27 protein-coding genes, 1 rRNA gene and 1 other annotated feature are annotated in these 25,782 nt (G+C 45.8%); all 28 genes read left to right on the top strand.

Annotated elements, in window-relative coordinates; genetic code table 11:
• Positions 1-34: 34 nt before the first annotated feature.
• The 28 genes from MHB37_RS25485 to MHB37_RS25350 all read left to right on the top strand — a co-directional run bounded on the left by MHB37_RS25485 (position 35) and on the right by MHB37_RS25350 (position 25,688).
• A complete protein-coding gene (locus MHB37_RS25485; protein WP_036685144.1) occupies positions 35-280 on the top strand; it encodes a DUF4321 domain-containing protein in 246 nt (81 codons plus the stop codon).
• Between the two features lie 34 nt (positions 281-314).
• Positions 315-911 carry a nucleoside triphosphate pyrophosphatase gene (locus MHB37_RS25480; RefSeq protein WP_076186081.1) on the top strand — a complete coding sequence of 199 codons (597 nt, stop codon included), beginning with the start codon at positions 315-317 and terminating at the stop codon, positions 909-911.
• A 25-nt stretch (positions 912-936) separates the two neighbouring features.
• On the top strand, positions 937-1,626 hold the full coding sequence (gene radC, locus MHB37_RS25475; RefSeq protein WP_036685147.1) for a DNA repair protein RadC: 690 nt from the start codon (positions 937-939) through the stop codon (positions 1,624-1,626).
• A gap of 38 nt (positions 1,627-1,664) precedes the next feature.
• Positions 1,665-2,699: a rod shape-determining protein gene (locus MHB37_RS25470; RefSeq protein ID WP_036685150.1), complete on the top strand. Its 1,035-nt coding sequence runs from the start codon at positions 1,665-1,667 to the stop codon at positions 2,697-2,699.
• Positions 2,700-2,761: 62 nt separating this feature from the next.
• Entirely contained in the window at positions 2,762-3,640 is an 879-nt protein-coding gene (gene mreC / locus MHB37_RS25465; RefSeq protein ID WP_076186079.1) for a rod shape-determining protein MreC, read from the top strand.
• Positions 3,640-4,170 (top strand): rod shape-determining protein MreD, encoded by a 531-nt coding sequence (gene mreD / locus MHB37_RS25460; protein WP_081387283.1) that lies wholly within the window; start codon positions 3,640-3,642, stop codon positions 4,168-4,170. The genes mreC and mreD overlap by 1 nt, the downstream gene beginning before the upstream one ends.
• Positions 4,171-4,249: 79 nt before the next feature.
• On the top strand, positions 4,250-4,909 hold the full coding sequence (gene minC, locus MHB37_RS25455) for a septum site-determining protein MinC (protein WP_076280016.1): 660 nt from the start codon (positions 4,250-4,252) through the stop codon (positions 4,907-4,909).
• Positions 4,910-4,914: 5 nt separating this feature from the next.
• Positions 4,915-5,709, top strand: coding sequence for a septum site-determining protein MinD (minD, locus tag MHB37_RS25450; protein ID WP_036685156.1), 795 nt, complete (start codon positions 4,915-4,917; stop codon positions 5,707-5,709).
• Positions 5,710-5,911: 202 nt separating this feature from the next.
• Positions 5,912-6,808 (top strand): M23 family metallopeptidase, encoded by an 897-nt coding sequence (locus MHB37_RS25445; protein WP_076194474.1) that lies wholly within the window; start codon positions 5,912-5,914, stop codon positions 6,806-6,808.
• Positions 6,801-7,643, top strand: a complete 843-nt coding sequence (locus tag MHB37_RS25440; RefSeq protein ID WP_036685160.1) for a M50 family metallopeptidase — start codon at positions 6,801-6,803, stop codon at positions 7,641-7,643. The genes MHB37_RS25445 and MHB37_RS25440 overlap by 8 nt, the downstream gene beginning before the upstream one ends.
• A 54-nt stretch (positions 7,644-7,697) precedes the next feature.
• Entirely contained in the window at positions 7,698-8,939 is a 1,242-nt protein-coding gene (locus MHB37_RS25435) for an Rne/Rng family ribonuclease (protein ID WP_076129388.1), read from the top strand.
• Positions 8,920-9,087 (top strand): hypothetical protein, encoded by a 168-nt coding sequence (locus tag MHB37_RS25430; protein ID WP_155288184.1) that lies wholly within the window; start codon positions 8,920-8,922, stop codon positions 9,085-9,087. The genes MHB37_RS25435 and MHB37_RS25430 overlap by 20 nt, the downstream gene beginning before the upstream one ends.
• Positions 9,002-9,088 (top strand) — a sequence feature (ribosomal protein L21 leader region). (Overlaps the previous gene by 86 nt.)
• A 14-nt stretch (positions 9,089-9,102) precedes the next feature.
• Positions 9,103-9,414: a 50S ribosomal protein L21 gene (gene rplU / locus MHB37_RS25425; protein ID WP_036685166.1), complete on the top strand. Its 312-nt coding sequence runs from the start codon at positions 9,103-9,105 to the stop codon at positions 9,412-9,414.
• 12 nt (positions 9,415-9,426) lie between these two features.
• Entirely contained in the window at positions 9,427-9,762 is a 336-nt protein-coding gene (locus tag MHB37_RS25420) for a ribosomal-processing cysteine protease Prp (protein ID WP_036685168.1), read from the top strand.
• Between the two features lie 17 nt (positions 9,763-9,779).
• The gene (gene rpmA, locus MHB37_RS25415; RefSeq protein WP_036685171.1) at positions 9,780-10,091 is read left to right on the top strand and encodes a 50S ribosomal protein L27; all 312 of its coding nucleotides are present in this window, start codon (positions 9,780-9,782) and stop codon (positions 10,089-10,091) included.
• A gap of 243 nt (positions 10,092-10,334) precedes the next feature.
• Complete coding sequence (locus MHB37_RS25410) at positions 10,335-11,075, top strand: Spo0B domain-containing protein (RefSeq protein WP_076105522.1); 741 nt, start codon at positions 10,335-10,337, stop codon at positions 11,073-11,075.
• Between the two features lie 15 nt (positions 11,076-11,090).
• Positions 11,091-12,401, top strand: coding sequence for a GTPase ObgE (gene obgE / locus MHB37_RS25405; RefSeq protein ID WP_036685174.1), 1,311 nt, complete (start codon positions 11,091-11,093; stop codon positions 12,399-12,401).
• A gap of 210 nt (positions 12,402-12,611) precedes the next feature.
• Entirely contained in the window at positions 12,612-13,934 is a 1,323-nt protein-coding gene (locus MHB37_RS25400) for an SPFH domain-containing protein (RefSeq protein ID WP_038573034.1), read from the top strand.
• A gap of 10 nt (positions 13,935-13,944) precedes the next feature.
• On the top strand, positions 13,945-14,691 hold the full coding sequence (locus tag MHB37_RS25395) for a hypothetical protein (RefSeq protein ID WP_076129386.1): 747 nt from the start codon (positions 13,945-13,947) through the stop codon (positions 14,689-14,691).
• 14 nt (positions 14,692-14,705) lie between these two features.
• A complete protein-coding gene (locus MHB37_RS25390) occupies positions 14,706-15,482 on the top strand; it encodes a hypothetical protein (protein ID WP_248549646.1) in 777 nt (258 codons plus the stop codon).
• A 66-nt stretch (positions 15,483-15,548) separates the two neighbouring features.
• The gene (locus MHB37_RS25385) at positions 15,549-16,910 is read left to right on the top strand and encodes a hypothetical protein (protein ID WP_076129385.1); all 1,362 of its coding nucleotides are present in this window, start codon (positions 15,549-15,551) and stop codon (positions 16,908-16,910) included.
• 158 nt (positions 16,911-17,068) lie between these two features.
• A complete protein-coding gene (locus MHB37_RS25380; protein WP_038573029.1) occupies positions 17,069-17,506 on the top strand; it encodes an ACT domain-containing protein in 438 nt (145 codons plus the stop codon).
• A 33-nt stretch (positions 17,507-17,539) separates the two neighbouring features.
• On the top strand, positions 17,540-18,826 hold the full coding sequence (locus MHB37_RS25375) for a homoserine dehydrogenase (protein WP_036685184.1): 1,287 nt from the start codon (positions 17,540-17,542) through the stop codon (positions 18,824-18,826).
• A gap of 59 nt (positions 18,827-18,885) precedes the next feature.
• A complete protein-coding gene (gene thrB / locus MHB37_RS25370) occupies positions 18,886-19,863 on the top strand; it encodes a homoserine kinase (protein WP_038573028.1) in 978 nt (325 codons plus the stop codon).
• Entirely contained in the window at positions 19,860-20,747 is an 888-nt protein-coding gene (gene pheA, locus MHB37_RS25365) for a prephenate dehydratase (RefSeq protein ID WP_036685188.1), read from the top strand. The genes thrB and pheA overlap by 4 nt, the downstream gene beginning before the upstream one ends.
• A 4-nt stretch (positions 20,748-20,751) precedes the next feature.
• Positions 20,752-21,633 carry a branched-chain-amino-acid transaminase gene (gene ilvE, locus MHB37_RS25360; protein ID WP_036685189.1) on the top strand — a complete coding sequence of 294 codons (882 nt, stop codon included), beginning with the start codon at positions 20,752-20,754 and terminating at the stop codon, positions 21,631-21,633.
• Between the two features lie 304 nt (positions 21,634-21,937).
• Positions 21,938-23,677: a LysM peptidoglycan-binding domain-containing protein gene (locus MHB37_RS25355; RefSeq protein WP_405168657.1), complete on the top strand. Its 1,740-nt coding sequence runs from the start codon at positions 21,938-21,940 to the stop codon at positions 23,675-23,677.
• A 453-nt stretch (positions 23,678-24,130) separates the two neighbouring features.
• Positions 24,131-25,688, top strand: a 16S ribosomal RNA gene (locus MHB37_RS25350).
• The last annotated feature ends 94 nt before the right edge of the window (positions 25,689-25,782 follow it).

Here is a 25,782-nt window from a genome sequence, read left to right as displayed (position 1 = left end):
TTAGGGTGTCAAAAAATGGCGAGGGAAGACTGAGATGAAGAAGAAAAATGTAGGAACACTGCTGTTATTTCTAATTCTAGGCTGGCTGGCTGGAGCCTGGATCGCCAAGCTGCTGCAGCCCGTAAAGGCTCTGTCTTTTCTAACAACATCGACTGTGCTCAAATGGTCTCCGCGAGCCGATTTAGACATCATAACCTATGACATCACTATTCATTTGAAATTGTGCATGCTTAGTCTCGCCGGTATTATTACAGCTGTATGGCTGTACCGCAGACTGTAACTCTCGTTACTGAGCAAGAAGGGACGTTTACAACGTGGACAACTCACCACTCATTATTCTAGCCTCAGGTTCACCGCGTCGACGTGAGCTGTTATCCTTACTGGGTTTACCCTTTGAGGTCATTACCAGCGAAGCTGATGAGAGCACACCGCCGGATTGGACGCCGGAGAGAATCGTGCGCAGTCTAGCTTTGCGAAAAGCAGAAGCCGTAGTAGCTACAGCCGGAGAGCGTAACGCAGTCATTATAGGAAGCGACACAATTGTTGTACTAGATAATACTGTGCTAGGCAAACCGGTGGACAAGCTGGACAGCAAAGCGATGCTTACCAGACTTCAGGGCCGAACTCATAAGGTATACACGGGTGTAGCCTGCCTCGGACTCCCGAATGGGAAGACTATAGTGGAGCACCGTGTTACTTCCGTAACGATGAGGGCAATGACTGAAGAGGAAATTGCTGCTTATATAGCTACGGGAGAGCCCGCTGATAAGGCTGGCTCTTATGCGATACAAGGGCTTGGGTCCATTTTGGTGGAACGAATTGAAGGCTGTTATTTCAATGTAGTCGGATTGCCTTTGTCGCTTCTTGGCGAAATGCTATCCGAGTTCGGTATAACTGTATTGAGCCGGTAGGAAGCCTGGGGAAAGAGGGATAGGGATGGAGTCGCAACCAATTATGCTGCGGGACCTCCCCCATGAAGAACGACCTAGAGAGCGCATGATGCATTATGGGGCGGAATCATTAAGTCAAGCGGAGTTGTTAGCCATTCTGCTGCGTACGGGAACACGCCGCGAGTCGGCTATTCATATTGCACAGCAGATGCTGGGGAAGATCGGTGGCCTGCGTGGGCTAGTTGACCTTAGCATCGAAGAACTGACCAAAATCAACGGTATCGGTCCTGCCAAGGCCGTACAACTAAAAGCAGGCATCGAACTGGGAAGGCGCCTTGCGAATTCCAGGTTCAATATGCCGGTCATTATCCGCTGTCCTGGGGACGCTGCTGAGATTCTGACTGAGCAATTGCGTTATTTGCAAAAGGAGCATTTTGTCTGTCTGTTTCTGAACACGAAGAATCATGTGATTGGACAAGAAACATTGTCCATGGGCAGCCTGAATGCTTCGATCGTTCATCCTCGTGAGGTATTCAGGGCAGCTATAAAATGCAGTAGCGCCTCTATTATATGCGCGCACAATCATCCTAGTGGTGATCCAACACCTAGTCCAGAAGATATTTCCCTAACTGCTAGATTGCTTCAGGCAGGTGAGATTATCGGAATAGATGTGCTGGACCATCTAATTATCGGAGATAGCAGTTTCGTAAGCTTGAAAGAAAAAGGACATATGTAATATAAATGTAGATTTACTTAGGAAAAGGAGAAATTAGCATGTTGGGTGGTTTCACAAAAGATTTAGGAATTGACTTGGGGACAGCGAATACGCTTGTCTACGTACGCGGTAAGGGTGTTGTTGTAAGAGAGCCTTCCGTTGTAGCCATTAACACTGATACTAAGACGATTGAAGCTGTGGGTGAATCCGCCAAAAAAATGATCGGTCGTACACCTGGAAACATCCGTGCGATCCGTCCGATGAAAGATGGCGTTATCGCTGATTTTGATACAACGGCTACGATGATTAAATATTTTATTCGTCAAGCACAGAAACAGCGTTCTATGTTCCAGCGTCATCCTAATGTAATGGTCTGCGTACCATCTGGCATTACTGCTGTAGAGCAACGTGCGGTAGAAGATGCTACCAAACAAGCTGGCGCGCGCGAAGCTTACATTATCGAAGAGCCTTTTGCTGCTGCTATCGGCGCGGATCTGCCAGTATGGGAGCCTACAGGTAGTATGGTTGTAGATATCGGTGGAGGTACAACTGAAGTTGCTGTAATCTCGCTCGGCGGTATTGTTACTAGCCGTTCAGTGCGTGTTGCAGGTGATGAAGCGGATGAGTCCATCATTCAATACATCAAACGTCAATACAATCTGATGATCGGTGAACGTACTTCGGAGCAGCTCAAAATGGATGTTGGCTCTGCCCTTCCTCTTGAAAAGGCTGAAACCATGGAAATTCGCGGCCGTGATCTCGTAACAGGTCTGCCAAAAACACTTACAATTACTTCTGATGAAATCTGTGAAGCTTTGTCTGACACAGTGAATGCTATTATTGAAGCTGTTAAAGTAACGTTGGAAAAATGTCCACCGGAGCTTGCAGCAGATATTATGGATCGTGGAATTGTTTTGACAGGTGGGGGAGCCTTGCTTCGCAACTTGGATAAGCTGCTTGCACGTGAGACGGGAATGCCGGTTATTGTTGCTGAGAATCCACTGGACTGTGTAGCTATTGGAACCGGTAAGGCACTTGAGAACATTCATTTGTTCAAGAGCCGCAGCGGATCCAGTCTTCGTTCGAAGAGATAAGATGATGTTCTACCACTTGTGTAAGTCAACCCCTGTTATGGGAGAAATACTGTTGTTAGAGGGTGTTGAAACTGTTTAAACTCTTAAGCAATAAACGTCTGTTTATTCTGTTGATTACACTGGTGCTGTTCATTGTGGTAATGGGCTTCAGCTTGGCAACAAGGAAAGGCTTGTCCTGGCCGGAGAACTTTCTCAGAGATTCGACTGGTTTCGTGCAAAAAATGTTCTACAAGCCCGCTGGATATGTAGCGGGCTTGTTTGAAGATATTGGAAATCTGAGTGATCTTGCTAAAGAAAATGAACAGCTTAAAATTATGGCTGCCCAGTATGCACGTGATAAAGCCCAGTATAATTTCGTCAAGGCGCGGAATGACGAGTTGGAGAAAAATTGGAATTTCACTGAAGAACAGAAGAAATTGTATAAATATGAATATCGTATTGCACAGGTAATTAGCCAGACAACAGAGCCAAGCAATAGTACGATTGTTATCGATTTGGGCTCCAAAGATGGGGTTAGACCTAATATGTCCGTGATTTCAGTGGATGGTCTAGTTGGTGTTATCAGTAAGGTGAGCAATTTCACCTCCACGGTGAAGCTGATGACAATGATGGACACCAATGATCCTAATTCCCAGCCGCCTATTGCGGCAACTGCCTTAAATAAAGAGGGTAAATCCTTTGGGATGATTGAGAGTTATAATCCCGAGACGAACAGACTGCTGATGACTAAGATTCCACCGGGTGATCCTATTGCAGCGAAGGATACTATTCTGTCTTCCGGTATTGGAGGGTTATATCCAAGGGGATTGACAATAGGCACAGTTGAAAGCGTCGATGTTGGTGAATTTGGATTAACCTCCACAGCAGTGATTAAGCCTTCAGCAGAATTTCAGGACTGGAAGCAGTTGATTGTTGTGTTTACGGAGGAGCGTGCTGAATAGTGAATATGCGCAGATCAGTTCTTGTTCTGATATTGTTCCTCTTATTTATTGTGGAGGGAACCATCTTACCTTGGCTGATTCCAGATGTGTGGCAGATGCGAATCATTCCGAATTTGGTTTTTGTAGTGTTATTGTTCGTGACTATATATCATCATCGGCATACAGCACTTATATTGGGATTATGTTTTGGAATGCTGCATGATGTCGTTTTTTACGGCAGAATTCTTGGAGCACACTCTTTTGCGATGGGATTGTCGGCTTATTTAATCGGCCTTTTATTTCAGATTCCACGTGCTCCGCTGCCCCTTATGATGACTGTGGTTCTGCTTGGAAGTCTACTTGAGGATAGTATACTATTTGGTATCTATAGTGTATTTAATCTTAATCAAGAACCTTATAGCTGGGCGATTTTGAATCACATGCTGCCGACGATGCTTTTTCATTTTGCCATCGGGCTACTCTTCTACATACCGGTTCGGCGCCAGCTTGAGCTAATCAAGAAAGAAACGAATAAGGAAGAAGCGGCTTAAAGAGCTTCTATTTTCTTTCTATACAAAGCAGGAATTTAAGGAGCCCGGCACGAATGAATGAGGATAGGGGGCCAGGCATATGACAGTAAAATCCAAGCATGTAAGGATTAAGGGCATCAAGGATGGCCTGATATTCCTGCTAGACGACAAATGTCCCTTTGAAGATCTTCTGAGCGAGCTTCGCTATAAGCTGGAGCACAGCCATCAAAATATTTTAACTGGACCGATTGTACATGTGGACATAAAGCTGGGCAATCGTACCGTAACTGAGGAAGACAAGGAAGCTGTGCTGGAGATTCTTAAGGGACAGGGAAATCTGTTGATTCGATCTATAGAGGCGCTTCCAGCGCCCGGCGGTGAGGATAATGACGCATTGTTTCTGATGAGCGGAATTCTACGTTCCGGTCAGGTGCTGCACCATAACGGAAATCTTCTATATCTGGGGGATGTGAACCCTGGGGGGACCATAACCTGTTCAGGCGATATTTATATACTAGGTTCGCTAAGAGGGATGGCGCATGCTGGAGTAGACGGGAATGAGGAAGCGATTATAGCTGCTTCTTTAATGTCTCCAACGCAGCTGCGAATTGCCGATATTATTAGTCGTCCGCCCGATGAATGGGAAACCCGAGAAAGCAGTATGGAATTTGCATATTTAACAAACGGAGCTATGCAGATCGATAAGATTCATAATTTGGTCAAATTACGTCAGGATTTAAATGTGTTTAAAGGGGTGTAGCCTCCATGGGAGAAGCGATAGTCGTAACCTCGGGCAAAGGCGGAGTTGGCAAAACAACCACAACAGCCAACATTGGAACCGCACTTGCACTGCAGGGCAAAAAAGTATGTCTCGTCGATACCGACATTGGACTGCGTAATCTGGATGTAGTTATGGGGCTTGAGAATCGTATTATTTATGATCTTGTGGATGTAGCGGAAGGACGTTGCCGCCTTAATCAAGCGCTCGTTAAAGACAAGCGCTTTGATGAATTGTATATGCTGCCTGCAGCTCAAACAAAGGATAAAACGGCTGTCTCTCCTGAACAAGTAAGAGATATCATTCTTGAACTAAAGAAGGAATATGAGTATGTTCTGATCGATTGTCCGGCAGGAATCGAGCACGGCTTCCGCAATGCGATTGCCGGTGCGGATAAAGCGATTGTGGTTACCACACCAGAGCATGCCGCTGTACGGGATGCCGATCGTATAATCGGACTATTAGAACAGTCGAGTGTGGAATCGCCGAAATTGGTGGTAAACCGTATTCGCCCAGGTCTTGTGAAGTCTGGGGATATGCTTGATATTGAGGATATATTACAGGTGCTGAACATTGATCTTATCGGAATTGTTCCGGATGATGAATTAGTCATTAAAGCCGCAAATAACGGAGAACCTACAGTTATGAATCCCGATTCTTCAGCTGCTATTGCCTATCGCAATATTGCACGCCGAATTCTAGGTGATGCTGTACCCCTGATGCAGCTTGACCGGAAACCGGGAGCATTTAAGAAACTTAAGAAATTTTTCGGCATGGCTTAATTTTTACTAAGCAATCCTATGATAAGAAGCATACACGGGTCCCACCAGTAGAGAAATCTATGGTGGGGCTTATTTTTTTTGAATAAATATGAATGTATGGCATTTCCGGGATTTAAATGGTCTGTCTTGGAGGGGCTTGTTCTAAAGAGACTTCCGTGCTTCATAAAATGGAAGTAAAACAAGCCCGTCCGGAGGGATAAATATGGATCAGAAATCAGATATCAAGAATCGCCGCAAGGAGCGTATTCGTAGTTTATTGGAGGAACTCCCGGAAGTCTCAGCAGTCTCAGGAGTTTCGGAAGTCCCGGAACTAGAAATAGCGGAGGCTCCCCCTTTATTTATTATGCCGGATAAGAGTACGAGCTTTAAGGAATGGGGAACAGGATTTAAGAATGCCGATCAATCCTCTGTAGAGCCCGATCCAGAGGTGATGTGGAAAAAGAGTCGTGGAGGCTGGGAGGATAACGGCGGTGGAGGCTCAAATTTTACTGCCGGTTTTATTCGGCGCTTTGTTGCTAGTGTTCTTGTGTTTGGAGCAGTGTGGGGGATTTTTGCGGTACATCAGCCATGGTCCTATAAGATGCAAGCTTTTATTAGTGATGCGTTAAGCAATGACATGGATTTCACGGCTGTGAGAGTCTGGTATGAGGAGAACTTTAACGGAGCTCCAGCGTTCATTCCGATATTTGGGGATAAAGATGAGCCTGCTCAAAAAGTGGCCGCTCATCATCAACTCACTGCTCCGATAGCTGGGAGCATTGTCCAGCCTTTTGCATCTACGCTAAAAGGGGTGGAAATTATGCCTCAAATCGATTCAACCTTAAATGTGACGGTGAAAAGTATAGACATGGGACGTATTCTCTCCATCTCTAAGGAGCTGGAAGGGGGCATTCGAATTGCTGTTCAGCATTCAGGCGGTGTCACTGCAGAATACGGACATTTGAGCGGCACCAAGCTGGAGGTTGATGACTGGGTGCAGAGCGGGGATTCACTCGGTTGGATGATGGAGAAGGACGTATCCTCAGCTTCAACACTGTTTTTCGCAGTGATAAAAGACAAGACTTATATTGATCCTACAGAAGTGGTATCGTTTGATTAGGATCTTTGGTATCGAACTGTCACTACATCCACTGTTCGTGATCATTATGTTATTCTCCGTGGTCACGGGACAATTTCTAGAGCTGCTCACCTTATTTACGATTGTCTTCATTCATGAAATGGGACATGTCGTTGCGGCTCTTTTGGCTGGTGTTACAGTTAAGTCGGTTCAGCTTCTTCCGTTTGGCGGAGTGGCTGTTATTGAAGATCATGGGCGGCTTACAGCCAGTCGTGAGATCGGAATAGCCCTCGCCGGTCCACTGCAAAATGGAATTATGATCGTTATTGCTTTTGGACTTCAACAAGCCGGTTATGGCAATCAGGAATTTCTGACCTATTTTATTCATGCCAATGCCATTATTGGGCTTTTTAATCTAGTGCCAGTGCTGCCGCTTGACGGAGGTAAAGTGCTTCAGGCCACTATTAGTTTAGTACTTCCTTATTACTACACTTTGTTATGGACTGGACGGGTGAGTGTAGCCGCAAGTGTCCTTGTGATTATATATGCGCTGCTGCCTCTTGGAGCGGGTGGAGGCCTTAGGCTGAATATGGTCATGATCGGAGCTTTTCTGCTGTATTCGAATTTCACCGACCATCGTAATTTACCGTACCGGTTTGTTGCTTTTTTGATGAATCGGGAGGCTGTTTATGAGTATCATTTGCGAACAGGAAGCGTAGCTCGTCCAATAGTTGCATTATCTGCGAAACCTTTAGATGATATATTGCGTCTATTTAAACGTAATCAATATCATTTTATCTATGTGTTAAACGGTAAAGGAAATGTTGTTGCTGTTGTGCCGGAACAGCGCTTAATATCAACCTACTTCGGAATATAGTGTATTTATGCAGAGAATGTGAAGGAATGAACGAACGAAACCAGAGGTGAAGCCATGAAACAGATGATCGTTCACTGCACGCAGCACATTACCCGAATGGCTCTTCTGGAAAACGGAAGGCTGGTGGAGTACGCGGCTGAACGCGATCAGCAGCAAGGGTTGGTCGGCAGTTATTACAAGGGCCGTGTGATTAACGTACTTCCAGGTATGCAGGCTGCTTTTGTTGATATCGGACAGAAGAAGAATGCTTTTTTATATGTTGATGATGTATTGCATCCTAATTTGGATAAACAGCCTGATGTGAAGCCCTCTATCGAGACGCTTTTGCAGCCGGGACAGGATATTGTTGTTCAAGTGCGGAAAGAGCCGAGCGGCGGAAAAGGCGCGCGTGTAACGACTCATTATACGTTGCCCGGGCGCTGGATGGTGTACATGCCCTTTGCAGAATACGTCGGTGTCTCCAAAAAAATAAGCCGGGATGCAGAGCGCAGTCGTCTCAAAGGAATCGGAGAACGTCTGCGAATGAAAGAAGAAGGGCTTATTATGCGGACGGTTTCTCAGGACGAGCCACATGAAGCTGTGGAGGGTGATCTTTCTTTTTTGCGTGCCCAATGGGAGAATATTACACGTAAGGCACAAACGGTAGAGGCTCCCGCTTTACTACATCGTGATCTTAGTATTGTCCAACGCTTTATAAGAGATGCCTTTAATCCGCAACGGGATCAGTTGATTATTGATTCATCTGCCGCAGCTAGAGAAGCAACAGCCTTTCTGGACGACATGGCTCCTGAAGGGTACAAGCCAGTCTGTCTTTATAATGGAGCGGAGTCTATTTTCGCTGCTTATGGTATTCAGGATCAATTGCTCAAGAGCTTCAGCCGCAAAATCACGCTGGAGGGCGGAGCAACAATGATCTGGGATGAGACAGAGGCGTTAACCGTAATTGATGTCAACACCGCTCAATACATTGGCGGAGCATCGCTTGAAGAAACGGTTACTAATACGAATTTGCTCGCAGCTGAGGAGATCGGTCGTTTGATCCGGTTACGCGATACTGGTGGAATCATTATTGTCGATTTTATTGATATGGAACAAGAGCTTCACCGCAAGATGGTCACAGAGCGATTAGAGAAAGTGATCTGCAAGGATCGCACCAAAACACATATTTTGGGGTGGACAAGACTCGGGCTGCTCGAGATGACCAGAAAGAAGGCAAGGCATGATTCAGCCAGCTTTGCGCCTGTGATTTGCCAGTGCTGCGGGGGAACCGGAAAAGTTGGAGAATGGCTGGAATGAGTTGACGATAAGTCATAAGTATGATACTATCTTCAAGTATGTGTTTGATGCAGTTGATCCTGCACATGCTGTAACCGCTCCGATCGGGTACATAAGCGCAGTTCCTACGGGAATTCTGCCACCTAGACTAGGCGAGTCTGAGACATGAGGAGGTGCAAGTAAAATGTATGCAATTATCGAAACTGGTGGTAAACAATACAAAGTCCAAGAGGGCGACGTTTTGTTCATTGAAAAGTTGGAAGCTGAAGACGGCGCAAGTGTAACTTTTGACCGTGTATTGGCTGTTTCTAATGATGGTGGTCTGACTGCAGGAACTCCGCTAGTAAGCGGCGCGTCTGTAACAGCTAAAGTCGAGAAACATGGTAAAGGCGCTAAGGTTGTAGTTTACAAATACAAACCTAAGAAGAACTACCACAAGAAACAAGGTCATCGTCAACCGTACACGAAAGTAACTATCGAGAAGATTCAAGCGTAAGAAGGTGCGTTAATGATTAGCGTGCGGATTACACGATTATCGGATCTAGGAACTATCGTTGGCTTTGAGGTTAAGGGGCATGCGGGTTATGCGAAGCGTGGCGAAGATATCGTATGTGCCGGGGTATCCGCTGTAACAGTTGGAACCGTCAATTCGATTGAGACCTTGACCGGAATCTCCATGGACACGTCCATGAAGAACGGATTCTTAAGTGGAACATTAAGTTCTGTTGAAGATTTCGATACTTCCGCGAAGGTACAATTGCTGCTTGAATCCATGGTCGTGATGCTGAATGATATCGCAGAATCATACGGGAAGTATATTCAAATACAGCAAGTAAATATTTAAAGAAGGAGGTTGACAACATGTTGAAATTGAATCTTCAATTGTTCGCATCGAAAAAAGGTGTAGGTTCCACAAAAAACGGACGGGATTCCCATTCCAAACGTCTTGGCGTGAAACGTGCTGACGGTCAAGCAGTAACCGGCGGTAACATCTTGGTTCGTCAACGCGGAACAAAAATTCACCCAGGAACTAACGTAGGCATCGGTAAAGATGATACTTTGTTCGCAATGGTGGATGGCGTAGTGAAGTTCGAACGTTGGGGCCGCGATCGCAAAAAAGTGAGCGTGTACCCAGTTGATGTCGCTCCGGTAGCAGCGGCACTGGAAGCGTAAGCTTACGGACCATATGAGCAAGTAGAAGCCTCCGGCATGAGTGCCGGAGGCTTTTTTGTAGAATATTCATAATTATTTGTGTTGCAAAGTTGGAATGGTTAGATAGATGTGAAATTCTCGTTATTATCTCTGGTGAACTACAGTGAACGCGTGTGTTATACTAGGAAATGGTAAATGATACTAACAAAACAAATTATCTAAACGAAGTCATGAATTTTGCGAACTGAGGGACGGGGAGAAAGAATGAAATCCTGGAAAAGTGCAATCTGGGCAGTCATGTTATCCGTAATGCTTCCTTTAGGTCTTTTGTATTGGCATACTTCTCTTCTGACGTGTCTATTACTCGGAGTCTGGGTAGTGGCAATCGTTGCTTTCAGTTTTATCTGGAGCCAGCGTCATTATGAACGGGAGCTGCGTATACAAGAGAACACTCTGCAACAGGCGGCGATTCGGACACTGAATCATCATCGACATGATTGGATGAACGATTTGCAGATTCTATACGGATATATTCAGCTTGGAAAGCCTAATAAATCCGTGGAGTGTGTGGAAAGAATAAAGGAACGCATAGCACTTGATAGTCGTATCGCTAAGTTGGGCATTCCTTCATTGGTTTTCTATATCCAATCCTTCCGAACTAACAGGTCTAGTCTGGAATTGGAAGTTCAGGTGGAGGAAGGGTTGCAGCTAGAGGACAAGCTAAATCCAGAAGCAGGAGATGAGCTGACTTCAGTGATTATGCAGACCATACGGGCTTATCAGTACAACGGGCTGGCTCCTCAGGGGGAGACGCGCAAGCTGCGCCTTGGCTTTTTTCAGGATGGAGGAGACATTCTTATCTCCTTCGAAGGCGAGGGGGAGCATGGCAATCCCGAGCTGCTCAAAGGGCAAATTTATAATATAGTACAAGGAAAAATCATGAAAGCAGAGCAGTTTAAGCCTAGCAGGGCTTATGTAGAGCTGCGATTACCGCTTGAAATGTGAGGAAGGTGAACATTTATGTTCGTAGATAAAGCTAAGATTTATGTTAAAGGCGGTGACGGCGGGGATGGTCTCGTTGCGTTTCGCCGGGAGAAATATGTACCGGAGGGTGGTCCTGCCGGTGGTGACGGAGGCCGTGGAGGCGACGTTATTTTCCGTGTAGATGAGGGACTGCGCACGTTGATGGACTTCCGTTATCAGCGCCACTTCAAAGCTGACAAAGGGATTAAAGGACGGAACAAAAGCCAACATGGAGCGAATGCGGATCATATGATCGTTCGTATTCCGCCAGGAACCATTCTGATTGACGATGATACGCAAGAGATCATTGCCGATATGACGCGTCATGGACAACAGGTTGTAGTTGCACGTGGAGGCCGTGGAGGCCGGGGTAACACCCGTTTTGCCACAGCTAATAATACTGCACCAGAGCTTGCGGAGAACGGTGAAGAAGGCCAAGAGCGTTATGTTGTTATGGAACTTAAGGTAATGGCTGATGTAGGGCTTGTAGGCTTCCCGAGTGTGGGTAAATCTACGTTGCTGTCGGTTGTGTCCGCTGCTCAGCCCAAAATCGGAGCTTACCATTTCACAACAATTACACCGAATTTAGGGGTAGTGGATGTTGGGGATGGCCGAAGCTTTGTGATGGCGGATCTGCCTGGATTAATCGAGGGAGCTAGTGAAGGCATAGGTCTGGGTCACGAATTCCTGCGTCACGTTGAACGTACGCGTATCATCATTCATGTAGTTGATATGTCTGGCTCTGAGGGCCGTGATCCCTTCGAGGATTGGGTTCTAATTAATGATGAGCTGAAGCAGTACAATGCTAGTCTAATCGATCGTCCGCAGATTGTGGCGGCGAATAAGATGGATATGCCTGAATCAGAAGAGAATCTTATTTCTTTCCGCGAACGCGTAGCTGAGGTGCGGCCGGATTTAGAAATCATGCCAATTTCATCCCTTACCCGTCAGGGTGTTCAGGAGCTCCTATATCGTGCAACGGATATTCTCGACAGCATTCCGGTTGCGCCGGTGGTTGAGGAAGTTGCTGAAACTACTGAACGTAAGGTGTATAAGCTGGAAGCAGAAGAGGATAATTCGTTTACTATTACACGTGATAACGAGGCGTTTGTGGTCACAAGCCCACGTATCGAACGTATGCTGAAGCGCATGCAGCTTAGCACACATGATGCGATTCTCAAGCTGGCACGGACTTTGCGTCATATGGGTGTAGATGCCGAGCTTCGTAAACGTGGTGCTGTAGAAGGAACGATTGTCCGTATCGCTGATTTCGAATTCGAATTCGTTGAGAACAGCAGCTACTATTAATATTTAGCTGACTATGAAGCGCCAACTATGGTTTTCCTGTAAAGGGATAGCATAGTTGGCGCTTTTTTTGTGAGGAGATCAGTAATTTTTTTCAATAAAAGAACCCAAAACACGATATATATCGTATACAATAAATATCGAAATACACTAATTCCCATTTGGGAGCGTACACGTTATTTATATATAAGATAATGAAAGAAGGAATAGCAGATGGCAATTATAGAAGTGGTGAAGTATGACGGTCCTCCAGGTATATTTGCATGGAAATATCCTAACCAGGAGCTGGGGACATGGACACAACTAATCGTTAATGAATCCCAGGAAGCGATTCTATTCAAGGGCGGACAAGCGCTTGATTCTTTTACAGCTGGGCGGCACACGCTAAGCACCGCTAATATACCTATTTTATCCAATATCGTTAATCTTCCTTTTGGTGGAAAATCACCATTTACGGCTGAAGTATGGTATGTGAATAAGACGAATTCGATGAATGTCAAATGGGGAACGAGCTCACCTTTGCAGCTTCAGGATCCCAAATACAAAATTATGATTTCTGTTCGTTCTTTTGGGCAGTTTGGTGTAAAAATCGATGATCCGCGAAAATTCTTGCTGAAGCTCGTAGGGACGCTCCCGCAGTTTGATCATGAAACGCTTATCAGTTATTTCCGCGGACTGCTGATGTCGAATATAAATGAACTTATTTCTTCTTACCTTGTGCACAAGCAAATCAGCATACTGGAGATTAATGCTTATGTTGCAGAGATCTCCAAACATATTCAGGGCCGGCTAGCCTCGGCTTTCTTGGATAATGGCATTGAGCTGAATAATTTCTATATTGATTCGATCAATATTCCAGAGGATGATCCGGCAACGATTCGTTTGAAGGAAGCTTTGGCTAAAAAAGCGGAAATGGATATCATGGGCTTCACCTATCAGCAGGAGCGTGGTTTTGACACGATGGAAGAAGCGGCAGGTAATCCCGGCAATCTTGGAGTGGGCATGATGAACACCGGGATGGGGCTTGGACTTGGAATGGGATTTGCTGGACCCGCTATGGATATGGTGAACCGTATGACTAGAGGGATGAACTTGGATTCAGGGACTACAGTTATACGTCAAGAGCAGCGTTCCTGCTCTAAGTGTGGAGTTATGAATCCAGTAGAGGGACGGTTCTGCAGCGGTTGTGGGCAGGCGCTTGGAGGCAACCCGCAAGGTTCTCCCTCTGCGAACAAGATCAAATGTTTTGAATGCGGGCATGAACTAAATGCGGGAGCTAAGTTCTGTCCAGGTTGCGGGAATCCTTATCGTCCTTGCCCATCCTGTAAAGCAGATAATCCTGAGGGAGCGGCTTCTTGTGTCTCCTGTGGAAAAGAAATGCCTAAAGCTTGCGGTAAATGTGGGACTATGGTAGCGCCAGGGGTGAAATTCTGTCCTCATTGTGGAGACAGCATGGTGATTAAATGCAGCGGCTGTGGACATGAGCTGAAAGCTGGACAAAAATTCTGTGCAGAGTGCGGAACAAAAGCAGGCTAAGGAGGACCTAATGAACAAAAGCAGGAGATATATATACATTATTACCATCATTTATGCGGTAGCTATAGTACTGACAGTGTTCTCGTTTATTGGATTAGGTTTCTCCGACTCACTGTTTCGGTTCATAATTTCTTTATCCGCGGTTCTGCTAGCAGAGAGTGTAATCTATGGCTATTGTATTTTTTGGCTCCGAACTGCAAGTAGCATTCAGCAGACTCCGCCTGTTCTTATCAGCGGCGCAATCATTACGGGAATCTATGCAGCCATCGTATTTGTATCGGCCTTACTCTTCGATTGGCTGCTGGAGTTACCCGCCTTGTGGTACGCAGCCGAACAATTGCTGATTCTTGTGTTAGGAGCGATCACTTTGGCCGCGATAGGGCTTTACGGGTGGAATGCTGGGGCAGGGGAACAGCAAGCCAAAAGGTCTTTACAAAAGTTTCGGCGGTATCAGAACGAATTAACTGAAATGAGTGAGCTGGCTAGTAGCTGGAAGAATTCCGAATCCGAGCAGCTAGTGAACGTGTTAGATATGTTGGAGGAAAAATTTAAGTACAGTGATCCGATATCAGAACCGTCTTTATATGCTACAGAGGATATTCTGCAGCAGCAGATTTCTCTGTTACATGATCACGTGAAGCTACTGCTGGCGACCCAAGAGCCACATGAGGGCTGGCAGGTAGAAGTAAATGAGATGTCAGAGAGTATAAAGTCTACACTTCAGCGGCGTAACCGTGAATTAGCGGCACTTAAATAGGAGGAGTTTACTACATGAACAGTTTGAACCTACAAGAGCCGTCACCGCTCCCGGGAGGAAATGCAGCCGTTCCCCGGCTTAAATACGAACGTACCGGGTTTGATTATGTTATTCTCGCGGCTGCTTATCTGCTGATGCCAGTTGGACTTGTGCTTGCCTTGTTACGTTTGATGACAACGCATTACAAAAATTACCGTAGACCGACTAACCTCAATCTGCTGATGCATGTATTTATTGGTGGGTTTGTTGAACTTTCTATTGCTATGTTTTCTAGTGCGCTCAATGGGGAATTTGGAACTTCTGAATTAGTATCAACGCTTATTTTAATTGCAATCATGTTTTTGACTCCAGCTTTTATACTGGCCAGTGTGACAGCGAAAGCTAAATATACCCTTTCTAAGCTTAACACTTCTTATATAGAGCTGATTCGAAATAAGAATATCCGGCATATTGGCAGTATATCTGAACGAATAGGCCAAAGTGAAAGTGATGTACGGAGAGATGTCCAGTATCTGAAGGATAAAGGACTGCTTGATATTGATGTCGCATTATCCGAAGGGCGCCAGACGCCAGAACCATCAGCAGCTAATCAAGGTTACCCTGAAAGTACTTCGGGCTTTGGAGGAACGGGGAGAACCCAAGCATCGGGGCAGCAGATACCTGCGCAGCCTCAGTCTCCGCCGCAACTGCCTAAGTCTATCCGTTGTCCGGGGTGCGGAGCCCAGAATACTGTGCTCCCAAGCCAATCTAAAAGCTGTGATTACTGTGGAACGAAGATCCCGTACAATTAATGCCGTCAACCAACAGATTAGCTGCATCGCATATAGGATTACATAAATAAGGGGATTAAAGACAAAATGAGTGGATTGGATATACGCAGACAGCCGCCGACATCGGGAAAACCTGTGTACAAGCATGAATATGAGCGGACGGCGTTTGATTATACGACTATTGTGTTTGCGTATGTATTTGCTCCGGTTGGCTTTATATTGGCTGCCATTCGGTTATTATCTACACATTCCAAGAGACAGCGCAAAGCAAGCAATATCAACCTGTTTTATCATGCGTGTATGGGTGCCTTTGTAGAATTGGCGATCTATTTCATTATTAGCAAGCTACTCGGTCAAATCGATTATGTCGCACTCTTGATCAGGCTGGTGATTATCTACGCATTGTTTAGGATTCCCGCCATCAAATTGTCGGTTAGGGCCGTAGGATGGAGAGAGGGATTCACCTATCTTTGCAATGACTATATCGCATTGGTTCTTGTGGACGGCATAAGGCATATCGGCAGCCTATCCGATATTCGCGGATTCAGTGAAGAGAATGTCCGCGAGGTTTTGGAATATTTAAAAGATCAGGGAGTGCTTTCTCCAGATATTGTTTATTATGAAGGACGTGTAGACAATCCATTTGTAAAATTGCCGCCGAAGCTTATTTATTCCAAACGGGCACAAGCACTGGTGCGTGCGCCTGAGAATAATCTTCGCTACCGTAACAAGCGAGACCGGACAGTGTTTGATCGAATCATCATGGCGATTGCCTATTTGTTTGCTCCGCTTGGGTTTGTACTTGCGATGCTTCGTTTTGTAAGCACTCATTATAAGAATGAGCGGAAATCATTTAACTACAAATTGCTCTATCATGTATGTATGGGAGCTTTTATGGAACTTGCTGTCCTCTTCGCCGTGGGGACCTACAAAGGGGATTTTAAGTGGTACACTTTATTGATCATTCTGGTGGTCCTCTACGTGATCTTTATAATTCCGGCGGACAGCTTTGCAGGGAGGGCTACCTTTGCAACAGAAAACTTTGATTTTCTGTGCAAGAAGTATCTCATGCTGATCGTAGTGGATGATGTTAGGCATATTGGTAATTTAGCTGATATCACGAGACAAAGTGAAGATGATGTACGTAGAGACCTACGGTATTTGGTGAGATGGGGGTTACTTGCTTCTGATCTTGTCTATTATGAAGGACGTGTTAAGCTCTTAGATAAACAACCGCCCAATCTTGTACATCCTGACCGGGCACAGCCCTCCGCGGCATCAGAGAACCAGCCATCATCTGGGCGGCAGTCATTGCCGGAGAATAGGCCTAAGCCACCTGTCCAACTGCCGAAATCCATCGTTTGTCCGAGTTGCGGTGCTAAGAGTAGAGTACTTCCAGGGCAGGATAAAATCTGTGACTATTGCGGGACGACGATTCCATACAGTTAGTGTACATACGATTGCCTTCTGCCCCCGGGAATCCGGGGGTTTTACTACACCTAACTACCCGGCCTTGGAGCATCCAGATAAAGTTATTGCATTTTACAAGCCTTTTCCGATATAATGTCCACTAAGAAAACACAAAAGTCTTTGAGGTGAGGACGTTCGTGAGAGAACGCTATTATTTGGTCCGGGAGGACATATTGCCTGATGCTGTACTTAAGACTATGCAGGTTAAACAATTGCTTGAGGCCGGGGATGCGAAGACCGTAAATGAAGGTGTAGAGCAGGTGGGATTAAGCCGAAGCGCTTTTTATAAATACAAGGATGGAATTCACTTGATCCATCAGCTCGAACGAGAGCGGATCGTTACGATTTCCATGGATTTGGAGCACGAATCTGGAATGCTTTCCAAGGTACTAGGCTCTGTAGCGGGACATGGGGCTAATGTGTTGACGATTCACCAGAGTATTCCGCTGCAAGGGCGGGCAAATGTGGTGATCTCCGTAGAAATTTCACACTTAAATGAGGAACTCGGAGAGATGCTGGATAGTCTGAAAGAGATTCCAGGAGTGAAGCGTGCTTTAATCGTTGGACAGGGATAGGAACTATATTCGTAAACTTTTAGGAGGAGACAGATGAAGCCGGTTAAAGTGGGGTTGCTGGGCCTGGGAACAGTAGGCACAGGTGTAGTTCGTATCGTGGAAGGGAATCAAGAGGATTTAAGCAGCCAGGTAGGCTCTTCAATTGTCATTGAACGTATAGCTGTGAATAATTCTAATAAACCACGCGAAATCGAGGTTGATCCTGCTAAAATAACGACAGATCCATGGGATGTGATTCGTGATCCTGAAATTGATGTCATCGTTGAAGTTATGGGGGGAATCGCGGGAACCAAAGAATATATTCTTGAAGCTTTGGAACGCGGTAAACATGTCGTAACTGCGAACAAGGATTTGATGGCGCTGCACGGCTCGGAGATTCTTGCTAAGGCGCAGGAGAAGCAATGTGATGTCTTTTATGAGGCTAGCGTAGCAGGAGGCATTCCGATTATCCGCACACTTATCGAGGGCTTTTCCTCAGATAAGATTATGAAGATTATAGGTATCGTGAATGGAACGACTAATTACATACTAACCAAAATGAGCCAAGAAGGCGCATCCTATAATGATGTGTTAAAAGAAGCGCAGGATCTGGGATACGCAGAGTCTGATCCAACCTCGGATGTGGAAGGCCTGGACGCTGCCCGCAAAATGGCGATTCTCGGAACCTTAGGTTTCCGTACTAACGTGGAGCTGCATGATGTAAGTGTGAGTGGGATTTCTCAGGTGAGTAAGGCGGATATCGCCTTTGCGAAACGTCTCGGATATGAAATTAAGCTGTTAGGCATCGCTGAACGTCAGGATGAAGAATTCAGCATCAGTGTTCAGCCAACCTTGATTCGGGCTAGTCATCCCTTGGCTTCTGTCAATGGCGTGTTCAACGCAGTTTACGTATACGGGGAAGCAGTGGGAGAGACCATGTTCTACGGTGCGGGTGCGGGCGCAATGCCAACTGCAACCTCAGTGGTAGCTGATTTGGTAGCTGTCATTAAGAACCTTAAACTAGGTGTGAATGGATTGAAGCAAAAAGTACCTTACAAGCAGAAAAAGCTTAAGAGTGATGAAGCTATTTTTTATAAAAATTTTTTGCTTCTGCATGTTGATGATAAAGCAGGGGTATTGGCTAAGATTACTCAAGTGTTTGCCGAATATGATGTAAGTTTGGATTCAGTAGTTCAGCAAGCCAATCCCAATAATCCTGATGCGGAGATCATTATTGTCACTCATAACGCTAGTAAAGCAAGCATGAACAAAGTGCTGCGCCATTTCGAGGAGCTGAAAGTCATCCGCCGGATTAAGAGCCATTATCGTGTGGAAGGTTAACCAAGCCACTGAACTAATACTTTCATATTTCAAAACATAGTAAGGAGATTGTACCTGTTATGAGTATTTACGGAAGAGCTAGGGTTAAAGTGCCTGCTAGTACTGCCAATCTTGGTCCGGGCTTCGATACTCTGGGTATGGCTTTGCCGCTATATGCCTGGATTGAGATGGAGGAAGCAGAGGAGACTGTTTTTCATCTATATGGTGATGAGATGAATGGAGTGGCTCAGGATAAGAGTAATTTACTCTATAAGGTCGCTCAAATGGTATTTGCAGAGGCAGGCGTTACGGTGCCTGAATTATCGATATCCATGTACTCGGAGATTCCGCTTACGCGTGGACTCGGCAGCAGTGCCTCAGCTATTATTGGCGGAATGGCCGCAGCGAACACAATGATTGGCTCTCCGCTGGATAATGCTAAGCTGTTTGATATGGCTACCCAGCTTGAGAAACATCCCGATAATGTGGGTGCCTCCTTGTTTGGCGGCATTATTACTGCCGTGTGGGATGGTGAACATGCGGATTATGTTCGGCTAGAACCACCACAAAATCTTGAGGTGCTGGTGGTTATTCCTGAATTCGAACTGGAAACCACAAAAGCGCGGGGATTGCTTCCAACAGAAATCTCAGTTAGTGATGCTGTGTACAACATTAGCAGAACCTCTCTATTGACGGCTTCGCTGGCATCAGGCCGGCTTGACCTGCTTAGCAGAGCGATGCAGGATCGCCTGCATCAGCCGTATCGTGCACCGCTTATACCGGGCATGGAGAAGCTGCTCGCAGAAGCTCCTGAACACGGTGCTTTAGGGATCGCACTTAGCGGTGCTGGACCGACTCTGCTATGTTTAGTGGATCGCCAAGAGACCCGTAAGAGTGAGCTTGAGGCCTTCTTGAAGAATACGATGCAGGAACATGGCATTTCCGCTCGGACCTGCTGGTTAACACCTTGTGCTTCTGGAGTTACTACAGAGCTGCTCGAAATAAACGAGATGCAAAACGTATCATTTTTGGATATGATAAAAGGAGTACGGTCATGAAATCAATAGCGGTATTGCCGCAGGGCTCGGTATCCCACGAAGCGCTGCTGCATTTGTTTAACGGTGAACCTGTAAAGCTTGTGCATCACAAGTTAATTTCCGATGTATTTCTCTCTACGGCGAATGGTACCACCGATTACAGCGTGATTCCGATTGAAAATACCATTGAAGGCTCAGTTAGTCTTCACATCGATTGGCTCATCAATGAAGTGGATCTGCCAATGCAGACGGAATGGATTTTTCCATCGATACAGAATCTTATCGGTAACCCAAGGGAATTCACAGATACAGACGGCAACAAGGATTTCACCAAGATGGTAAAAATCCTTTCGCATCCAGTAGCAATGGCACAATGCATGCAATTTGTTCGTAAGCATGCCCCTTGGGCTGAACTGGAGTCGGTCGGAAGTACCTCTGAAGCTGTGGAAATCGTCAAAAACAATCCCGGTAAGGGCTGGGCTGCTATCGGTACCGCTCTTGGCGCCGCTACTCATGGGCTGGAGATTGTAGATCGGCAAATTACAGATCACAACAACAACTACACACGGTTTGTCCTGGTTGGTCCACAGAAGATAGATCTTCCGCGGAGCAGCACAGGAGTAAAGACGAGTGTTCTAGTAACGCTGCCAGAGGATTTTCCAGGTGCCTTGCATCAGGTGCTTGCTGCTTTTTCCTGGCGGAAACTGAATTTATCGCGTATTGAATCACGACCAACGAAGAAGAAGCTGGGTACTTATTATTTTTATATTGATGTGCTGGAACCGATAGAATCTGTTCTGCTGCCAGGGGCTATTGAAGAAATTAGTGCTTTAGGCTGTCAGGTAAGGATTCTGGGCTCGTATCCCACATACACCTATGAGGAAGAGAAAGCGGAGGTGCAGTAAATTCATGGCTGAGCAATGGATCTATTTGGATGGACAACACGTAACGAAGGAAAATGCAAAGGTATCCGTTTTTGATCACGGTTTTTTGTATGGAGACGGCATTTTTGAAGGTATCCGTATCTATAACGGCAATATATTTAAATGTAAAGAGCATTTGGACAGACTGTATGATTCGGCAAAATCGATCATGCTGGACATTCCGCTAACGTATGATGAGATGCTGGAAGCTATGGCTGAAACGATTCGTCTTAACGACATGCGGAATGGCTATATTCGACTGATCGTGTCCCGGGGACCAGGGAACTTAGGTCTTGATCCGCGTCGTTGTCCAAAAGCTAGTGTAATTATTATCGTTGAGCAACTGGCTATTTACCCAGAACAAGCGTATTTGAACGGACTTCGTGCAGTTTCTGTGTCCCAACGCCGTAATATTCCGGATGCACTCAATCCAAAGATCAAATCGCTTAATTACCTAAACAATATCCTAGTAAAAATCCAATCCAACTTGGCAGAAGCCGACGAAGCCATCATGATGAACGCTCAAGGTTATGTTACTGAGGGATCGGGCGATAACATTTTCATCATCAAAAATGGTGTAGTTTTCACTCCTCCATGTTACTTGGGAGCCCTTGAAGGAATTACCCGTCTGGCGATCATTGAGCTCTGTGAGAAATTAGGTATTAAACTGAAAGAAGAACCGTTCACAATGCATGATGTTTATATAGCGGACGAGGTGTTCTTCACTGGCACAGCTGCTGAGGTTATTGCAGCACGTGAAATTGACGGCCGGATCATTGGTGAAGGACAAGCGGGTCCAATCACTTTGAAGCTGCTCGAAGAGTTCCGTAATGTGGTTGATAAAGATGGCTACAAGGTTTGGGAATAAAGACTAATCATACAACGTAAATAGCATTGAATACGCATCAGAAGTCCTTTTATGCATACATGCAGAAGAAAACGGGAGTCTCCGGTTAATCTTTTCATGGATCATGAAAGGATTTTTTTTATTTCGGGGATGTCATTCGCCCATGGGCTGCATAAGATGTAGTAACGAAGGAGGCGGCTGTACCGCATATAACTTTGTAAGAGAGCAATGTTCCATGAAAAGGGTGTTTGCTTTCGAAGTCAGTTTTGCTGTGTAGCTGTAAAGAAAGCAATACTCCACAAAACTTTTAGGAGGTTAATGCTACGTGAAAATACACATTGTCAAACAAGGCGATAGTTTGTATGCCTTATCGCAAAAGTACGGAGTGCCGTTACAAAAAATTATTGAAGCAAACCCGCAGATCAGTAATCCGAATGTGTTAGCGGTTGGAGACAAAGTAAAAATACCTACGGCCCCTGTATCCGTACCGGAGAACAGTGAAGTTTACTACAAGCACACCGTTAAACAAGGAGATACCTTGTGGAAATTATCTAAAGCCTGGGGAATTCCTTTAAAGGATATGGTTGAGGCCAATCCCCAACTAAAGAATCCAAATGTACTTATGCTAGGGGAAGTAGTTAATATTCCTAAAAAAGTATCCAATACCTCACCGACACAGCCTGGGTATACACCGTCTAACGCGTCAGAGAAAACGCAGGTGGGTGGCAAGGAATATACAGGTCCTAAAGAACAGCCTGCTGCTGAGGTAGTGCCTGCACCTAAACCAGAAACTAAACCAGAAGTAAAACCAGAAGTAAAACCAGAGACCAAGCCAGAAGCTAAACCTGCACCTAAACCAGTGACAAATATCTCACCTGAATCCAATTCTGCACCACACCCATCGCTAAACATCGCCCCTATTAATACACAAAATATTGCACCCAATCCTGCGCCTAATATGCAAATGGAAGTTGCACCAGTGCAAGAAATTGAAATGCAGAGTTTATTTGTTCAGATTACGGTTCCAAATCAAGAACCGATTGCTCAACAAGAAGCACCTAAAGCTGAGAAGAAAGCAGACAATGATTGCTCATGGGATAATTCCAACGGATACCCGGGCCTGGGAGGAAATCCTTATCTCTATGATTCATATCAAAATAGCCCTAATATGAACATGAACTGGGCACCAAGTTATGTTCAGCCAATGGCTTATGCACCAGAATGTATTTCACCATGTTATTTTTCGGGCAATATGTATTCTAATATGAGTCCAGAACAGTGGAATCCCAATGCAGCGCCAAACATAAGCCCGGAACAGTGGAATCCAAATGCCGCGCCAAACATAAGCCCGGAACAATGGAATCCAAATGCCGCACCAAACATAAGCCCAGAGCAATGGAATCCCAATGCAGCGCCTAACGTGAGCCCAGAACAATGGAATCCCAATGCTGCCCCTAATATGAGTCCAGGACAGTGGAATCCGATGGAGGCTAATGTTGCTGGCATGAATGTTGGCGGGGATTTCTCCCCGTATGCTGTTCCTCAATATGGAGGACAGACGCCGAACCTTCCTTGGCCAACTTGTGGGTGCGGAGGCGTGCATATTCAACCAGTGCAAACTTATTCATATGACATGCCTGTATATAACACCTATCCTGAATATGGGAATCCAAACGCTTTTTCCGCATATGGAGCAGGAATGCCTAATCAGGGAATGGTACCTACTTCTACGCTTGGAGCATTTGGTGGACCGGATAACTCTAATATTCCATCCAATCCGCAGTATCCAGGGATAGGTAATTATTCGCAGCATAATCGGGTGCCGGAAATTCAAGAACCTGAAGCGTTCGTGCAGGAATCTCCCGAAACGGCTAGAACAGAGACTGATGAGTCAACTTCTAACGCTTCTCTCAAGAATAAGGGGAATGTAGCAAAGGAAACAGTAACAGGCAAAAAAGCAAAGACCTCAGGTCAACCTAGTAGCAAGAAAAGCAAAACTGCTACGAAATCTCAAGGTTCAGCAGCGAGTACTAAAAAACGTAGAAATCCTTGGATTTCAAACTAATAAATTTATATATTAAGCCGTTGTTTGACTTACGTGTAGATTCTGTATCCTAAGAATCTACACGTTTTTTTATAGGTAAATAGGGATAAAAGATGTTAAATAAAGTGGGGCAAAAGCACTTATTTATAAAATATAAATTTTTAAGTATTGTTTTTATATAGGGATATATGGTACATTATAAATCCAGTCGCAAAGAGGAACTATAAAGCTTTCGGTTGGTGAGTGTTAATCTGAATTAGATTGCAAAGAACTTTGAAAAAAAGAGTTGCAATAAATCAGAAAGCATGATATAGTATAAGAGTTGCTGCTGAGACATTAAACGGCGCCAACGAGAACTTGATCTTTGAAAACTGAACAACGAGTGAGTAGGAAATCACGTAAGTGAAATCCAAAATTAGAGAATTAATTTTCTCGTCAGATGTTTCAAAATGAGCATATCGCTCTTTTCAATACTAATTGGAGAGTTTGATCCTGGCTCAGGACGAACGCTGGCGGCGTGCCTAATACATGCAAGTCGAGCGGAGTTACTTTGAAAGCTTGCTTTCAAAGTAACTTAGCGGCGGACGGGTGAGTAACACGTAGGCAACCTGCCCTTCAGACTGGGATAACTACCGGAAACGGTAGCTAATACCGGATAATTTCTTTTTTCTCCTGAGAGAAGAATGAAAGACGGAGCAATCTGTCACTGAGGGATGGGCCTGCGGCGCATTAGCTAGTTGGTGGGGTAACGGCCCACCAAGGCGACGATGCGTAGCCGACCTGAGAGGGTGAACGGCCACACTGGGACTGAGACACGGCCCAGACTCCTACGGGAGGCAGCAGTAGGGAATCTTCCGCAATGGGCGAAAGCCTGACGGAGCAACGCCGCGTGAGTGATGAAGGTTTTCGGATCGTAAAGCTCTGTTGCCAGGGAAGAACGTCCGGTAGAGTAACTGCTATCGGAGTGACGGTACCTGAGAAGAAAGCCCCGGCTAACTACGTGCCAGCAGCCGCGGTAATACGTAGGGGGCAAGCGTTGTCCGGAATTATTGGGCGTAAAGCGCGCGCAGGCGGCTATTTAAGTCTGGTGTTTAAACCTTGGGCTCAACCTGAGGTCGCACTGGAAACTGGGTGGCTTGAGTACAGAAGAGGAAAGTGGAATTCCACGTGTAGCGGTGAAATGCGTAGATATGTGGAGGAACACCAGTGGCGAAGGCGACTTTCTGGGCTGTAACTGACGCTGAGGCGCGAAAGCGTGGGGAGCAAACAGGATTAGATACCCTGGTAGTCCACGCCGTAAACGATGAGTGCTAGGTGTTAGGGGTTTCGATACCCTTGGTGCCGAAGTTAACACAGTAAGCACTCCGCCTGGGGAGTACGGTCGCAAGACTGAAACTCAAAGGAATTGACGGGGACCCGCACAAGCAGTGGAGTATGTGGTTTAATTCGAAGCAACGCGAAGAACCTTACCAGGTCTTGACATCCCTCTGAATCTGCTAGAGATAGCAGCGGCCTTCGGGACAGAGGAGACAGGTGGTGCATGGTTGTCGTCAGCTCGTGTCGTGAGATGTTGGGTTAAGTCCCGCAACGAGCGCAACCCTTAACTTTAGTTGCCAGCAAGTAATGTTGGGCACTCTAGAGTGACTGCCGGTGACAAACCGGAGGAAGGTGGGGATGACGTCAAATCATCATGCCCCTTATGACCTGGGCTACACACGTACTACAATGGCCGGTACAACGGGAAGCGAAGCCGCGAGGTGGAGCCAATCCCATCAAAGCCGGTCTCAGTTCGGATTGCAGGCTGCAACTCGCCTGCATGAAGTCGGAATTGCTAGTAATCGCGGATCAGCATGCCGCGGTGAATACGTTCCCGGGTCTTGTACACACCGCCCGTCACACCACGAGAGTTTACAACACCCGAAGTCGGTGGGGTAACCCGCAAGGGAGCCAGCCGCCGAAGGTGGGGTAGATGATTGGGGTGAAGTCGTAACAAGGTAGCCGTATCGGAAGGTGCGGCTGGATCACCTCCTTTCTATGGAGAATCGTTCTCTGCAATGAGGACATTCAAATCGGAAGTTCAGCTTCCAAAACTCAGGTTTAGGCCTGTTACTCACTCGTTGCTCAGT

Origin of the sequence: Paenibacillus sp. FSL H3-0286 (assembly GCF_045040705.1) — a bacterium.
GTDB lineage: Bacteria > Bacillota > Bacilli > Paenibacillales > Paenibacillaceae > Paenibacillus_AQ > Paenibacillus_AQ odorifer.
The sequence above is the reverse complement of the archived record's forward strand: the minus strand, read 5'-3'. Positions and strand labels throughout refer to the sequence as shown.